This window comes from Labilibaculum manganireducens, from assembly GCF_963665805.2.
In the GTDB taxonomy this organism is placed as follows: domain Bacteria; phylum Bacteroidota; class Bacteroidia; order Bacteroidales; family Marinifilaceae; genus Labilibaculum; species Labilibaculum manganireducens.
The window spans coordinates 1,553,556-1,568,609 of record NZ_CAXXEE010000003.1 but is presented as its reverse complement, the minus strand read 5'-3'; the positions used below and the strand labels follow the sequence as shown (position 1 = coordinate 1,568,609).

The window sequence follows — 15,054 nt, the reverse complement described above, 5'->3', positions numbered from 1 at the left end:
TGAGGGGGTTGTTCAGTAATCCTATTTGGCGTACAAAGATATACAAATTTTGTTCTCGTAAACTACATTATTTGAATACGCGAATCAAAAAACACCTGATTGCAAATCTATTTGTACTTTATCTTCAATACCAAAATTATTAAGGTCAAACCAAGAGTAATAACATTTGCAATTATAACTGGCCAGGCATCTATCAACACCCCATAAATCAACCACATAAGTATTCCAATATTAAACATGGAATACATTACCAAAGACAAATCTTTCGTTTGTTTCGTTTTAATAACACGTAATGCTTGCGGGATAAATGAAACGGTAGTACAGAAAGCTGCAGCAAAACCTAAAATCGACACAAAGGTAGTTTCCATTAATTATTTCAGTTAAACCAAAACCCCTAAGAAAATCTTAGGGGTTTGTAAATTACTTAAATTTTTTCAGAAGGTCTTTCACTGCATCTTTATGAACTGTAAATCCCATCATTTTAAGTTTCACGTAATCTTCATGGAAGAAATAATATCCAAATTCAGCTGAGTTTTCATCAATATTTCTTGACCCCGAACTTGAATCTTTAATCAAATACCAGTCTTTACCTTCCTTATCAACATAGTAACCCACCAAATGCATTCCATGATCATCGGTCGTAGAACCATTCGAAAAACGTAACTGACGCGCATCATCATTAATGTACTCCGAAGGAATATCAAATGATGGAACCATGGCACAATTCGTTGTTCTTAAGAAGCCGGCCTCAGAAACATCTCCACCAATACTCATTGTGTAACCACTACGAACAGCTTTCTTTACAGCAGTCATATAATCATCTAAAGGAACATTGTAATACTCTTTAGAATGCCACCAATTGTCAGGCACTTTGTATTCAACCTGTTCCCAATATGGCTCTTGTTTGTACGAAAGAATTTCCACATAATCATCCATATTTAATTTCAGATAATCAGCAAGATAAGTTTGTGGTGTATATTCCTTTCCTTCCACTGTAAATTTTGAAGGAGGTGTTCCTAAATAATGATTCATGATCGATTTGATCGTTGAAAGAGCTTCCCCCTCATTCCATGCATTACTTTGCTTTAATCCATTCAGAAAATCCATCATTTCCTTATACATCTTCGCATGAGTATGGAATTTACGACCATTCAACAAGCCCGTAAACTCGCTCTCAGGGCATGCTCCGTACTCTTTCCATATTCGGGCAACAGAATTACCTTCGGCACCTTCTTCGAAATGAGAATCTCCTCTTTCCTGAATAAAACGACGGGCTTTTTCAACGTACTCCCAATACACTGTATACAGCTCAGAAATTTTTACTTCTTTTTTGTGAAAACGATACACTTCCGATTCATAAAATGAAGTGGTGGAAAAACACCAGCATGTTCCGGTATTTCCCTGCGAAAGTGTCGGTTGTGCCCATTCCGTATTGTTTTTATACAATGATACTTTATTGGGCAATTCATATGAGCTTTGATCCATAAAGAATTTTTTGTCAACATCTTTACTTTCCAATTGCTCATCCACATTACGAATGTCCTTCAGAATCGAATTTTGATAATAGCCAGGTTTGTATTCCTGAAATTTCGATTTATCTTGCTTTTGCTGTCCCATTGCTGATGAGCAAAGGGCAAAAGCCAAGCCAATAAATAGTAATCGCTTCATTTGTGTGTCTATTTTAAATTTTATGAACTGCTAAAGTAAAAAAAAACTTGATTGTAATATGATTAATCCCTACCAAGTTCCACAAAAAACTTTTTCCCATCTTCGGCCAGTGCTGAATTTGGGAAAACATCTTTTGCCTCTTTTAGATGTTCTTTTAAATCCTCGAAACGAGCAGAAAAATGACCAATTAGTAATTTTTTCACATTAGCTTCTACAGCGATTTTCGCTGCTTGTTCTGCGGTTGAATGGTAGGTTTTCTTTGCCCGCTTTTCTTCTGCCTTTAAAAATGTTGCTTCATGATACAATAAATCGACACCTTCAATTATTGGTGCAATTTTTGGCAAATACGCCGTATCTGTACAAAAAGCGTAACTTCTTACTTTTAGCGGATCGTTTGTCAACTTTTTATTCGGAACCACCTCTCCATCTTCACGAATAAAATCTTCGCCTTGCTTAATAGCATGCCTGTTTTTAATAGGAATATTATAAAAAGTCAGCATATCCGATTTTAAAGTCCGAAGTCTTTCCTTTTCTTTAAACAGAAATCCAGCACAAGGCATTGCACCGTGTTTTAAAGGAAATGACTGTACAATTACAGAATCATCCTCAAATAAGGTTTGAATTTCGGTTCCAAAAATGGTATGATAAAAAATCTGATAATCAAGTTTCGTCTCCAACAGTTCCAATTGAAACTGAATGAATCTTTCCAATTTACTATGACCGTAAATATGAAGATCCGATTTTCGTCCCTGAAGCGAGAAAGTAGACAGCAAACCAATCAATCCAAAGATATGATCGCCATGCATGTGCGAAATTAGAATATGGTTGATTCGGCTCATCGGAACTCTGAACCGCTTCATTTGAATTTGTGTTCCCTCTCCGCAGTCTATTAAAAAAAACCGCTCAAGTACATTGAGTACTTGAGCGGTTGGGAATCTTTTGGTAGTTGGTAAAGCAGAGTTACTGCCTAAGATTGTTACTTCAAATTTCACTAACTATTTGTTTAATTCAATTTGACCTTTCATCGTTGAAACAGCATCATCCATATTATAAGAAATATTTAGAACCGAATCCAACTGAGAAATTGAAACTAATCGTTCAACAGCAGGCTGCAGGCCATGAAGCACAAATGTTCCATTAGCATTTTTACACAACCTATTGGCTACAAGTATTGCACTAAGACCAGACGAATCACAATATGTACAAGGAGTTAAATCCAAAAGGATACTTTTCTCACCATTTCCGGAAATTAAAACCAATTCTGATTTTAAAGCAGGAGCAATGTGGGTATCCAACTTGTCTTTCAATACCTGTACAAGGGTATAACCATCTTTCTTGTCAATCTTGAAATCCATAATTACTTAATTTTTAATTATTTCTCGCCAACTTCGTCGCTTTCCATTTGCGATTTCAAAGCAGCTAGTTCTGATATATCACCTAAGGTAGTCTTTTCTAGTGAATCTTTCACTTTTTTAACTCCTTTTTTAGCGATTTTTGCTACTTCTTTTTTCTTCGCAGTCTCGTCAGCTTTCTTCTCATCTTCGAAAGTTCTTGAGTGAGAAAGAATGATTCTTTTCGCTGCTTTTGAAAATTCAATAACTTTGAAAGTTAATTTTTCTTCAACTTTAGCTTGCGAGCCATCTTCTTTCACAAGGTGACGTGGAGTTGCAAATCCTTCCACTCCGTAAGGAAGAGCAATTACAGCACCTTTTTCGAAAATATCAACGATAGTTCCTTCGTGAACTGAGTCGGTTGTAAAGATTGTTTCGAATACATCCCATGGATTTTCTTCCAATTGTTTGTGTCCTAAACTTAATCTTCTGTTATCCTTATCTATTTCAAGAACAACAACTTCAATTTCAGCACCGATAGTAGTAAATTCAGCTGGATGCTTCACTTTCTTAGTCCAGGAAAGATCTGAAATATGAATTAATCCGTCAACACCTTCTTCGATTTCAACAAATACACCAAAATTAGTGAAGTTGCGAACTTTAGCAGTGTGCTTAGAGTTAACAGCATATTTAGCCTCAATTCCTTCCCAAGGATCTTGTTTCAATTGCTTGATACCAAGAGACATTTTTCTCTCGTCGCGATCCAATGTTAAGATTTGAGCTTCTACCTCGTCTCCAACTTTCATGAAATCCTGAGCAGATCTCAAATGCTGTGACCAAGACATCTCTGATACGTGAATTAATCCTTCAACACCAGTAGCGATCTCAACAAATGCACCATAATCAGCCATAACAACAACTTTTCCTTTCAAGTTATCGCCAACTTTCATTTCTGCATCAAGAGCATCCCATGGATGAGGAGTTAATTGTTTTAGACCAAGAGCGATACGTTTTTTATCATCATCAAAATCAAGGATAACAACGTTCAATTTCTGATCTAATTCAACAATCTCGCTTGGGTGAGTTACTCTACCCCATGACAGGTCAGTAATATGGATCAAACCATCTACTCCACCTAAGTCAATAAACACACCGTAAGAAGTGATGTTTTTAACAGTTCCTTCAAGAACCTGACCTTTTTCAAGCTTAGCGATAATTTCTTTCTTCTGTTGTTCCAATTCAGCTTCGATAAGAGCTTTGTGAGATACAACAACATTTTTGAATTCGTGGTTGATTTTCACAACTTTGAATTCCATAGTTTTTCCAACGAATACATCGTAGTCGCGGATAGGCTTAACATCAATTTGAGATCCTGGCAAGAAAGCCTCGATTCCAAATACATCAACGATCATACCACCTTTAGTACGGCATTTGATGTAACCTTTAATAATTTCGTCTTTTTCAAGAGCCGCGTTAACACGATCCCATGAACGTAACGCACGAGCTTTTTTGTGTGAAAGAACTAACTGTCCTTTTTTGTCTTCTTGATTTTCAACATAAACTTCAACTGTATCACCAATTGCTAATTCAGTATTATATCTGAATTCGTTTAAGCTGACAATACCGTCGGATTTGTAACCAATATTGATTACAACTTCTCTTTTGTTCATTGAAATAACTGTACCATCAATTACTTCTTTTTCAGAAATGGTAGATAAAGTTTTATCATACATTTCTTCTAAATCTTTTCTGTTTCCACCAGCGAAACCTTCGTCACTTGTGAACGCATCCCAATCAAATTCTGCATCTGGAGCAGAACTGTCTACTTTTTTGTTTTCTTCAATCATTTGTTTAATTACTTTTCACTAATAAATTAGACATTATATATAAAATTCGGTGCAAAAGTATACAATTATTCTGAGAAATATATAAGTTACAGCTATTTTTTCAGGAAATCCATTAAAATAATCACAATCATTAAGCTCTTTAACCAAAACTATTTCGACACACTATTTATATTTTAAATAAACTCGTTTAACTTTGTGCTCTGGTAAATCGAGATGGTCAATCTAAGAAAAAAGATTGTTCAACAGACACAAATTAAACAATAAGAAAATGAATATTGAAAAAGAATTACATAGCAGAAGCGGTTCCCTTTGCGAATTGTGTGGTGCAAAAGAAGATTTAAAAGCATACGAAGTCTCTCCAACAAATGGAACTGCCGATAAAAACATATTGGTTTGTGCGACCTGCCATTCTCAAATTGAAAACCCGGAACTAGCAGATGCCAACCATTGGCGTTGCTTAAACGACAGCATGTGGAGCACAGTTCCTGCTGTTCAGGTAATGGCTTGGCGCATGCTAAACAGATTGCGCTCAGAAGGGTGGCCGCAAGATTTACTGGATATGCTTTATCTGGACGAGGAAACTTTAGAATGGGCCAAAGCAACCGGCGAAGACGATAACGACGAAGATGCAGTAAAACATATCGATAGTAACGGAGCACAACTGCAAGCTGGCGATACAGTTACCCTAATCAAGGATTTAAATGTAAAAGGTGGTGGTTTTACAGCCAAACGTGGAACTGCTGTTCGTAATATCTCTCTGGTAGCAGATAACGCAGAACATATTGAAGGCCGTGTAGAAGGACAGCAGATTGTGATCTTAACTAAATACGTGAAGAAATCGAACTAGATCAGCATTAATAAGTTGAATATATACTAACGTAGGGATGCTGTTAATTTGGTATCCCTATTCTTTTTCACAACAATTCTTTTTAGTGATATAAGATGTCCCAATGCTCTAAAATCAGCCATCAAAATCATTTTATTAGTGAATTAATTTCGCTTTATTTACATCATAATTTACGCCATCCAAATAAAACTCTAAAACGAACGAAATGAACATTACTATTGTTGGTACCGGTTATGTAGGTTTAGTTTCCGGAACTTGCTTTGCAGAAACGGGAATTACTGTCACATGCGTTGATGTAGATCAGACTAAAATAGACAATTTAAATAAAGGTATTATTCCAATTTACGAGCCTGGCTTGGAGCCAATGGTAAAACGTAATATGGAAAAAGGCCGATTGTTTTTTTCAAATAGTTTAAAAGATAGTATTTCTGATGCTGATGCCGTTTTTATTGCTGTTGGCACCCCACCAGACGAAGATGGAAGTGCAGATCTTCAATACGTAATTGGTGTAGCAAGAGAAATTGGACAATACATTGATCACTACCTTGTAGTTGTTACTAAAAGTACCGTACCAATTGGAACTGCTGAAAAAGTTAAAGCCGCCCTTAAAAACGAGCTAACAAGCCGAAATGTTGATATTCAATTTGACGTTGCTTCGAACCCGGAATTTTTAAAAGAAGGAGCTGCAATTGACGATTTTCTAAAACCTGACAGAGTGGTAATTGGAACAGAATCGGAAAGAGCTCAGGCAGTAATGACCAAACTCTACAAGCCATTTCTAATGAATAATCATCCGGTAATTTTTATGGATATTCCTTCGGCAGAAATGACAAAATATGCTGCTAACTCAATGCTGGCAACAAAAATCTCTTTCATGAATGACATTGCCAATCTTTGCGAGATTGTAGGAGCTGATGTAAATAACGTTCGCCGTGGTATTGGATCAGATAGCCGTATTGGAAATAAATTTATCTATCCAGGCACAGGATATGGCGGATCCTGTTTTCCAAAAGACGTTCAGGCTCTTATTAAAACAGCGGAACAAAAGGGACATCCTCTTGAAATTTTAAAATCTGTTGAATTGGTAAACAACCGCCAGAAAAGCGTGCTGTACAAAAAGATGATGGCGCATTTTGATGGAGATTTAAGGGGCAAAAAAATTGCTCTTTGGGGTTTATCATTCAAACCAAACACTGATGATATGAGAGAGGCTCCATCATTGGTTATTATCAACAAACTTTTAAGTGAAGGAGCAGAAGTAATTGCTTATGATCCTGTTGCTGCAAAAGAATGCCATCGGAAAATTGGCGACACAATCAGCTATGCCAAAGACCAATACGAAGCTTTAATTGATGCCGATGCTTTACTAATAGTTACTGAATGGTCGGAATTCAGACTTCCAAACTTTAAAGTGATGGAAAAATTGATGAAGGAAAAATTAATTTTCGACGGACGAAATATTTATGACCTTTCTGAAATGAAAGAACTGAACTACACCTATTATTCTATTGGAAGAGAAATCATTAAAAAAGAAGCTGTTGTGTAAACAAATAAGACCAAAGGAGTTAAACTATGAAGAGAATTTTGATTACCGGAGGCGCCGGATTTATTGGCTCCCATCTTTGCGAAAGATTACTTAACGAAGGCAATGATGTGATCTGTTTGGACAACTATTTTACAGGCTCAAAAAGGAATATTGCTCATTTAACAGACAATCCGTATTTTGAGCTTGTTCGTCACGACATTACAGAACCATACTATGCCGAAGTAGATCAAATCTACAATTTGGCCTGTCCTGCTTCTCCGATACACTACCAATACAACCCAATTAAGACGACCAAAACTTCGGTAATGGGCTCAATAAATTTACTTGGACTCGCCAAAAGAATAAACGCTCAAATTCTTCAGGCATCAACAAGTGAAGTTTACGGCGATCCTGAAATTCATCCGCAAACAGAAGACTATTGGGGAAATGTAAACCCAATTGGCATTCGTTCCTGCTACGATGAAGGAAAGCGTTGTGCCGAAACCTTGTTTATGGATTATCATATACAAAACAATGTTGCAATAAAAATTGTGCGTATTTTCAACACTTACGGCCCCAACATGCACCCAAATGACGGCCGTGTTGTTTCGAATTTTATTGTTCAGGCACTAAAAGGCGAAGATATCACTCTCTTCGGTGATGGTTTGCAGACCAGAAGTTTTCAATATGTTGATGATCTTTTGGAAGGTATGATTAGAATGATGGATTCAAGAAAAGAATTTATTGGCCCTGTGAATATTGGTAACCCAAATGAGTTTACAATTTTGGAATTGGCTCAAAAAGTAATTGCACTAACCAATTCAAGCTCTAAGATCATTTATTTACCCTTACCAAAAGATGATCCCTCGCAAAGACAGCCAAACATTAGTCTTGCAAAAAAGGAATTGAATAATTGGGAACCAAAAATCCAGTTAAATGAAGGTTTACTTCGAACTATTTCGTATTTTGATAACTTATTATCAATAAAACCAACACACTAAATGAAAGGAATCATATTGGCCGGAGGTTCGGGCACAAGGCTTTATCCGATTACAAAAAGCATTTCGAAACAAATCATTCCGGTTTACGACAAACCAATGATATACTACCCTCTTTCCGTTTTGATGCTTGCAGGAATAAAGGAAATTCTAATTATTTCTACTCCAAAAGATTTACCTCTGTACAAAGATCTTTTTGGAAATGGGAACCAGTTCGGTCTTGACCTTTCGTATGCAGAACAAGCTTCACCGGATGGATTAGCACAAGCATTTATTATTGGTGAAGAGTTTATCGGAAACAGTCCTGTTTGTATGATATTGGGCGACAATCTGTATTACGGATATGAATTTGGCAAACAACTTACCGCTTCGGCAAAACTAACCGAAGGAGCACTGGTATTTGGCTATCATGTGAAAGATCCGGAAAGATATGGTGTTGCCGATTTTGATGAGAATGGCAAAGTGAAAAGTCTGGAAGAAAAACCTAAACATCCTAAATCCAACTATGCAGTAACCGGCTTGTATTTTTACGACAATACTGTGGTTGAAAAGGCCAAGTCTTTAAAACCATCAAAACGCGGAGAACTCGAAATAACAGATCTAAACCTCATCTATTTAAAAGAAAACAATCTTAAGCTTCAGGTTTTAGGGCGTGGAATTGCCTGGTTGGATACGGGAACACATGACAGCATGCTTCAGGCATCCAATTACATTGCTACAATAGAGCAACGACAAGGATTAAAAGTTGCCTGTTTGGAAGAGATTGCTTACCGAAGCGGATTCATAAACAAAGAACAACTAATTGAATTAGCTCAACCATTACTCAAAAATCAATACGGAGAATATTTGATGATGGTAGCCAATGAAAACATCAATAAGCAGTGCAGCTAACATGGAAATTATCAAAACCAAAATTCCCGATTTATTAATAATCAAACCAAGAGTCTTTGAAGACGAACGAGGATATTTTTTCGAAAGCTACAACGAAAAGATTTTCCGGGAAAAAGGTCTTGACTTGTCATTTGTTCAAAATAATGAATCAAAATCCGGACATGGAGTAATAAGAGGGCTTCATTATCAGTTGGCTCCCTACTCTCAAACAAAATTGGTACGCGTAATAGAAGGTAAAGTGTTTGATGTTGCTGTTGATTTAAGAAAAGATTCTCCAACTTTCGGGCAATGGAGTGGCATTGAATTGTCTGCGGATAATAAAATTCAATTTCTAATTCCAAAGGGATTTGCACACGGATTCTCTGTCTTAAGCGAGTCTGCGACCTTCATTTACAAATGCGATAATTTTTATAATCCTGAAGCAGAAAGAGGAATTAACTTCAACGATCCATTCTTAAATATAAATTGGAGAATAGAGCCGGGCAAAGCTATCATATCCCCAAAGGATAAAGTATATCCAAATTTCAAAGAAGCTGAAAAGAATTTTAAATACAGCAAATGAGCATGACAAAAATCCTAATTACAGGCTCTAACGGGCAGTTGGGTACTGAGATAAAAGAGCTATCGGCAAAGTTTAGCAATCTTCAGTTTTTCTTTACGGATATTGAAGAATTGGACATCAGCTCTTTGGATGCAATAAGCAATTACCTCAAGGATAAACAAATCGCCTACATTGTTAATTGCGCCGCCTACACAAATGTTGATCAGGCAGAAGAAAATGAGGATGCTGCCAGATTGATAAATGCTGATGCTGTAAAAAACCTGGCTACAGCAACTTCTCAGAATAACATCACTTTAATTCATATTTCTACCGACTATGTGTTCTCTGGCGACAATTCGGTTCCTTATTCTGAGGATCAAAAAGCAAAACCAATGGGAGTTTACGGCAGAACAAAATTTGAAGGAGAAGAAAATGTTCGAAACACCTGCAAAAAACACATCATAATACGTACCTCATGGCTATACTCCCCCTTCGGTAAGAATTTTTTAAAAACCATGCTTCGGCTGGGGAAAGAAAAAGATTCATTAGGCGTTGTAAGCGATCAAATAGGAACACCAACCTATGCACATGATTTAGCTTCTGCAATCATTCAAATTATTGAGAGTATTGATAAAAATAGTAAATTTAATGATTTTGGAACCTACCATTACTCCAACGAAGGCGTTTGCAGCTGGTACGATTTTGCCACAGAAATACAAAACACGTCGAAAAATAAATGTAAAATTAACAGCATTGAAAGCATGGATTTTCAATGCCTTGCAAAAAGGCCTCACTACAGCGTTTTGAATAAATCGAAAATTAAACATATTTTTACGATAGAAATACCACACTGGAGAAGCAGAATTGAACATTGTATTAAAAGAATTACGGAATAGTTAACCAAAAGAAATAGTGTCAAAGATGAACAAAACTGAGATTTTTGAAATAGTAAATGAAAAAGCCAAAATCTGGATTGAGGGGAACTACGATCAGGAAACAAAGGATGCTGTAAAATCATTATTAGAGAAAGAAGATAAAACTGATTTAATAGATTCTTTTTATAAAGATCTTGAATTTGGAACCGGAGGATTACGAGGCAAAATGGGGCCGGGAACAAATAGAATGAATATTTATACTGTTGGAGCCGCCACCCAAGGATTGGCAAACTATATCAACAAAGTATTTGCCGGACAAGATAATCTTTCTGTTTGCATTGGATATGATTGTCGTAACAACAGCAAATTATACTCTGATACTGTTGCCAATATTTTCTCGGCAAACGGTATTAAAGCATATATTTTTGAAGATTTAAGACCAACGCCTGAGATGTCTTTTGCAATTCGTCAATTGGGCTGTCAATCGGGTGTGATTATAACCGCCTCACACAATCCTAAAGAATATAATGGATACAAAGCATATTGGGAAGACGGTTCTCAGTTGGTTGTTCCTCACGATAAAAATGTAATTGCTGAGGTTAAGGCGGTAAAACTTGAAGAAATCAAATTCGAAGGTAATCCTGCTTTAATAGAAGTGCTTGGAGAAGATATGGACAAGCTTTATCTGGATACAGTTAAAACATTAAGCCTTTCACCGGAAGCGATTAAAAATCAAAAAGATTTAAAAATTGTTTTTACTCCTTTGCATGGAACAACAGTAAAACTAGTTCCTGCTTCATTAAAAAATTACGGTTTCGAGAATGTAATTCATATTCCTGAACAAGATGTTGTAGATGGTAACTTTCCTACTGTATGGTCAGCCAATCCTGAAGAACCGGAAGCTCTTAAAATGGCTGTTGATAAAGCCAAAGAAATTAATGCTGATTTGGTGATGGCTTGTGACCCGGATGGTGACCGTTTGGGCATTGCAGCAACTAATGATAAAGGCGAGTGGGAAATTGTAAATGGAAATCAGACTGCTCTTATTTTTAATTACTACTTAATTAGAAGAAGAAAAGAACTTGGACTGTTAACTGGTAACGATTATGTAGTAAAAACTATTGTTACAACAGAACTATTCAAGGATGTAGCGGAGCAAAATGGAGTACAATGTTTTGATGCTTACACAGGATTTAAATGGATTGCTGACGTGATCAGAAAGAATCCTGATAAAAACTACATTGGTGGCGGCGAGGAATCTTTTGGTTACATGCCAGGTGATTTTACCCGTGATAAAGATGCAGTATCTTCCTGCAGTATTATGGCCGAGATTGCTGCCTGGGCTAAAGAGCAGGGGAAAAACGTATTCGATATCCTTAAAGATATCTATGTAGAATATGGTTACTCGAAAGAGAAAATGATTTACATCGTTCGTGAAGGACTGGAAGGAGCACAGGAAATTGAAAAATTAATGTACGACTACCGCTACAATCGTCCGAAAAAAATTAACGGATCAACCTTGGTTTTGGTTAAAGATTATTCAACAAGAATAGCAACCAATCCGGTAACAGGAGAAGAAACTGCTTTAGATTTTGAAACAACAGCAGATGTTCTTCAATTTTATTTGGAAGACGGAACAAAGATTTCTGTTCGTCCGTCGGGAACCGAACCTAAAATTAAATATTATTTCGAAGTCCGTGAAAACCTTGCTTCAATTGAAGATTTTTACGCTACTGAAGATAAAGCCAATAAAAAAATTCAAGGAATTATTAGCTCTTTAGAATTAAACTGATATTTTTAGGGTAGCTTTATGCTACCCTATACCTTTTAACTTATTATGGATAACAAAAGAACCATTCTATCTGTTGACGATTCTCCAATTAATAATAAATTAATTGAAGCATATTTCAGACGTGATTATACTGTCATTTCAAAAGAAGGAGGCCAACAAGCTCTTGATTGGCTAAACGATAACATTCCTGATGTTATTCTTCTTGACATTATGATGCCCGTAATGGATGGAATCGAAGTTCTTGAAAAAATCCAATTGAATGAAAGACTGAAAGAAATTCCTGTTATTATGGTTTCGGCCAAAACAGAAATGGAATCCATTAAAGCAACCTTAAGTTTAGGCGCTCAGGACTACGTTAAAAAACCAATTGATTTTACCGAACTGCAAACCAAAGTATTAATTGCATTTCAAATCAATGAACAAAAACAAGAAATTTCCAAATACAAATCTTACTACGATATTCATCAAGGTATGATTCATGCAGGTAGAATTCAAAGATCGATTCTTCCCGATGCGGAAAATTTCAGAAGATTATTCTCTAAATCCTTCATCATTAATCTGCCTAAACATGTTGTAAGCGGAGATTTTTATTGGATTCAACAAAATTTCCATAAGAAGAACATTGGTTTATTTGATTGTACCGGTCACGGAGTTCCTGCAGCCATGTTAACTGTTATGGGGCAAATGGAATTGCACACTCTTTCTCAAAATGGGAACGAAATTAGTGCAGAACATGTTTTTCCACTTCTCAGTCAGAAATTTAGCCGGATTCTGAATACATCCAGTGATACCTACACGCAATATGACGGAATGGATGGATTATTTTGCTCCATTTACCCACAAGAACATATATTGGAATTTGTAGGAGCAAAAAGATCACTTGTTTTAATCAGAAAGACTTCAGCCCCCTTAAAATGCAATAACGAAACTATTGAGGCTAAAGACAGGAGTGATGAATATTCTTTATTCGAAATTCAAGGTGACCGCAATTCTATAGGCAAAGAATCAGAGTTTGCCGAATTCACAATTAAAAAAATAGAAACACAGGTCGGTGACCGCATTTTCCTGTACACAGATGGTATCACTGACCAACTTGGAGGACAACAGCTTAAAACACTTAAAAAGAAGCAGTTTTACGACAAATTACTAACAATTCAATCAAAATCCATTAATCTTCAAAAATCGGATATTTTTAATTGGTTTGAAAGTTGGAAAGAAAACAATGAACAAACCGATGATATTCTAATTATTGGTATTGAGCTTTAATTCTCGTTCTCGTTAGGAAAGAATTCTTTTTTAAAATTAACCAGAAATAATTTTTCTGTAGCCCGAGTTACCGCAGTATAAAGCCAACGGTAATATTCTGCTGTCAATAACTCATCGGTTAGGTAGCCTTGATCTACAAATACTGTTTTCCATTGTCCACCTTGAGCTTTGTGGCAGGTTACGGCATATGAAAATTTCACTTGCAAGGCATTAAAGAATTTATTATCACGAACTTTTTCATATCGCTTTTTCTTGGAACGAATATCAGCATAATCTTCGGCAATGGTAAAAAACAGCTTTTTATTTTCCTCATAACCAAGTGATGCCGTTTCGATATCCAAAGTATCCAGCATGATCATAGTATCCAACTCCACATCTTTGTAATCCGGAAATCGAATGGTAACTTCAGCATAACGAAATCCATACATTTCCAGATGCTTATGTATCCGAACAATTTCAACAATATCGCCATTAGCAATAAAATCCATTTCTTTAATATCCTGAGCCCAGAAATAATTATTTTTCACAACCATTAAATAGTCACCGCCTGAAATTTCTTCCTCACGGTACAGAACTGTATTTCGAATTCCCTGATTGAATTTATTCGCCCTTTTATTGGAGCGGCTGATTACAATTGTTTCCTCCAAGCCATATTTATAATGAGCATTGGAGATTTCTTCTATCAGTTCGGCTCCGCCAATTCGTTTTATATCCGGGTAATTTTCTGTTGTTAAAACAGGATAACCACTTTTTTCATCGGCCAGCATACCCCTTAAATTAGTCGCATTCATTAAAATGCCTGATTCCTGATTTTGACGAACCACCTGAGTTAAAATCATCTCTGTTACAGGCAAATTGTAACACGACTCCAACTCATGAAGATCAAGAGCCGGACTTATATCCAATCCAATTGGAGGCAACTGTGCAGTATCACCTATTAGAATCAAACGGCAATTTTTTCCTGAAAAAACATATTGCATTAAATCATCCAATAATCTGCCGGAACCAAAAACGGATGCCTCTGCAGAATAATTGGAAATCATAGAAGCCTCATCCACTAAAAAAACAGTGTTATTATTTAAATTTCGATCCAAAGCAAATATCCCGAGATCATCAGTTAATGACTTCTGCCGGTAAATCTTTTTATGGATTGTAAAGGCTGATTTTTTTGAATAGTGAGACAGAACCTTTGCCGCCCTACCAGTTGGTGCCAGAAGAACTGAATTAATTTTCATTTTATCTAAAACAGATACCAAAGCACTCACCAGAGTCGTTTTTCCGGTACCGGCATAACCTTTTAACAGAAAAATTCCACCTTCATCATTCTTCGTTACATAATCTGCTAAACAGTCAATTGCCCTTTGCTGATCATCGGTTGGTTCGAAGTTCAAACTTTCTCTAATTAGTAAGGCAACATGATTTTTTAACATTTCTGATAATTTTAATGGCTAGAAAAATAACCAAATAGATTTT

General features: G+C 36.2%; 14 protein-coding genes. 8 read left to right on the top strand and 6 right to left on the bottom strand.

What is annotated here, in order from left to right; translation table 11 throughout:
* Nucleotides 1-107 precede the first annotated feature (107 nt).
* The 5 genes from ACHZAX_RS05945 to rpsA form a co-directional block, all read right to left on the bottom strand.
* A complete protein-coding gene (locus ACHZAX_RS05945; RefSeq protein WP_320018397.1) occupies nucleotides 108-368 on the bottom strand; it encodes a SemiSWEET transporter in 261 nt (86 codons plus the stop codon).
* 52 nt (nucleotides 369-420) lie between these two features.
* On the bottom strand, nucleotides 421-1,668 hold the full coding sequence (locus ACHZAX_RS05940) for a C1 family peptidase (RefSeq protein WP_320018396.1): 1,248 nt from the start codon (nucleotides 1,666-1,668) through the stop codon (nucleotides 421-423).
* 62 nt (nucleotides 1,669-1,730) lie between these two features.
* Nucleotides 1,731-2,660, bottom strand: coding sequence for a ribonuclease Z (locus ACHZAX_RS05935; protein WP_320018395.1), 930 nt, complete (start codon nucleotides 2,658-2,660; stop codon nucleotides 1,731-1,733).
* 3 nt (nucleotides 2,661-2,663) lie between these two features.
* On the bottom strand, nucleotides 2,664-3,023 hold the full coding sequence (locus tag ACHZAX_RS05930) for an STAS domain-containing protein (protein WP_101311468.1): 360 nt from the start codon (nucleotides 3,021-3,023) through the stop codon (nucleotides 2,664-2,666).
* A gap of 17 nt (nucleotides 3,024-3,040) precedes the next feature.
* Nucleotides 3,041-4,846 (bottom strand): 30S ribosomal protein S1, encoded by a 1,806-nt coding sequence (rpsA, locus tag ACHZAX_RS05925; RefSeq protein WP_101311469.1) that lies wholly within the window; start codon nucleotides 4,844-4,846, stop codon nucleotides 3,041-3,043.
* 268 nt (nucleotides 4,847-5,114) lie between these two features.
* On the opposite strand from rpsA, the gene ACHZAX_RS05920 reads away from it, so the two are divergent.
* The 8 genes from ACHZAX_RS05920 (at nucleotide 5,115) to ACHZAX_RS05885 (ending at nucleotide 13,581) form a co-directional block, all read left to right on the top strand.
* Complete coding sequence (locus ACHZAX_RS05920; protein ID WP_101311470.1) at nucleotides 5,115-5,693, top strand: PhnA domain-containing protein; 579 nt, start codon at nucleotides 5,115-5,117, stop codon at nucleotides 5,691-5,693.
* A gap of 205 nt (nucleotides 5,694-5,898) precedes the next feature.
* Nucleotides 5,899-7,239, top strand: coding sequence for a UDP-glucose dehydrogenase family protein (locus ACHZAX_RS05915; RefSeq protein WP_320018394.1), 1,341 nt, complete (start codon nucleotides 5,899-5,901; stop codon nucleotides 7,237-7,239).
* A gap of 26 nt (nucleotides 7,240-7,265) precedes the next feature.
* The gene (locus ACHZAX_RS05910) at nucleotides 7,266-8,219 is read left to right on the top strand and encodes a UDP-glucuronic acid decarboxylase family protein (protein WP_101311472.1); all 954 of its coding nucleotides are present in this window, start codon (nucleotides 7,266-7,268) and stop codon (nucleotides 8,217-8,219) included.
* Nucleotides 8,220-9,107, top strand: coding sequence for a glucose-1-phosphate thymidylyltransferase RfbA (rfbA, locus tag ACHZAX_RS05905; protein WP_101311473.1), 888 nt, complete (start codon nucleotides 8,220-8,222; stop codon nucleotides 9,105-9,107). It begins immediately after the preceding gene.
* On the top strand, nucleotides 9,079-9,669 hold the full coding sequence (rfbC, locus tag ACHZAX_RS05900) for a dTDP-4-dehydrorhamnose 3,5-epimerase (protein WP_245870435.1): 591 nt from the start codon (nucleotides 9,079-9,081) through the stop codon (nucleotides 9,667-9,669). The genes rfbA and rfbC overlap by 29 nt, the downstream gene beginning before the upstream one ends.
* Before the next feature lie 2 nt (nucleotides 9,670-9,671).
* Nucleotides 9,672-10,544: a dTDP-4-dehydrorhamnose reductase gene (gene rfbD / locus ACHZAX_RS05895; protein WP_101311474.1), complete on the top strand. Its 873-nt coding sequence runs from the start codon at nucleotides 9,672-9,674 to the stop codon at nucleotides 10,542-10,544.
* A gap of 25 nt (nucleotides 10,545-10,569) precedes the next feature.
* Entirely contained in the window at nucleotides 10,570-12,315 is a 1,746-nt protein-coding gene (locus ACHZAX_RS05890) for a phospho-sugar mutase (RefSeq protein ID WP_320018393.1), read from the top strand.
* A gap of 45 nt (nucleotides 12,316-12,360) precedes the next feature.
* Entirely contained in the window at nucleotides 12,361-13,581 is a 1,221-nt protein-coding gene (locus ACHZAX_RS05885; protein WP_101311476.1) for a response regulator, read from the top strand.
* On the opposite strand, the gene ACHZAX_RS05880 is transcribed toward ACHZAX_RS05885, so the two are convergent.
* Nucleotides 13,578-15,011, bottom strand: a complete 1,434-nt coding sequence (locus ACHZAX_RS05880) for an ATP-dependent DNA helicase (RefSeq protein ID WP_320018392.1) — start codon at nucleotides 15,009-15,011, stop codon at nucleotides 13,578-13,580. The two genes, ACHZAX_RS05885 and ACHZAX_RS05880, sit on opposite strands and share 4 nt — an antisense overlap.
* Nucleotides 15,012-15,054 lie beyond the last annotated feature (43 nt).

Excerpts from the sequence above, each read along its gene's own strand:
- ACHZAX_RS05885 (WP_101311476.1), top strand. The coding sequence starts at position 12,361 with ATGGATAACAAAAGAACCATTCTATCTGTTGACGATTCTCCAATTAAT.
- rfbA (WP_101311473.1), top strand. The coding sequence starts at position 8,220 with ATGAAAGGAATCATATTGGCCGGAGGTTCGGGCACAAGGCTTTATCCG.
- ACHZAX_RS05910 (WP_101311472.1), top strand. The coding sequence starts at position 7,266 with ATGAAGAGAATTTTGATTACCGGAGGCGCCGGATTTATTGGCTCCCAT.
- ACHZAX_RS05920 (WP_101311470.1), top strand. The coding sequence starts at position 5,115 with ATGAATATTGAAAAAGAATTACATAGCAGAAGCGGTTCCCTTTGCGAA.
- ACHZAX_RS05945 (WP_320018397.1), bottom strand. The coding sequence starts at position 368 with ATGGAAACTACCTTTGTGTCGATTTTAGGTTTTGCTGCAGCTTTCTGT.
- ACHZAX_RS05915 (WP_320018394.1), top strand. The coding sequence starts at position 5,899 with ATGAACATTACTATTGTTGGTACCGGTTATGTAGGTTTAGTTTCCGGA.
- ACHZAX_RS05930 (WP_101311468.1), bottom strand. The coding sequence starts at position 3,023 with ATGGATTTCAAGATTGACAAGAAAGATGGTTATACCCTTGTACAGGTA.
- ACHZAX_RS05890 (WP_320018393.1), top strand. The coding sequence starts at position 10,570 with ATGAACAAAACTGAGATTTTTGAAATAGTAAATGAAAAAGCCAAAATC.
- ACHZAX_RS05880 (WP_320018392.1), bottom strand. The coding sequence starts at position 15,011 with ATGTTAAAAAATCATGTTGCCTTACTAATTAGAGAAAGTTTGAACTTC.
- rpsA (WP_101311469.1), bottom strand. The coding sequence starts at position 4,846 with ATGATTGAAGAAAACAAAAAAGTAGACAGTTCTGCTCCAGATGCAGAA.
- rfbC (WP_245870435.1), top strand. The coding sequence starts at position 9,079 with ATGAAAACATCAATAAGCAGTGCAGCTAACATGGAAATTATCAAAACC.
- rfbD (WP_101311474.1), top strand. The coding sequence starts at position 9,672 with ATGACAAAAATCCTAATTACAGGCTCTAACGGGCAGTTGGGTACTGAG.
- ACHZAX_RS05940 (WP_320018396.1), bottom strand. The coding sequence starts at position 1,668 with ATGAAGCGATTACTATTTATTGGCTTGGCTTTTGCCCTTTGCTCATCA.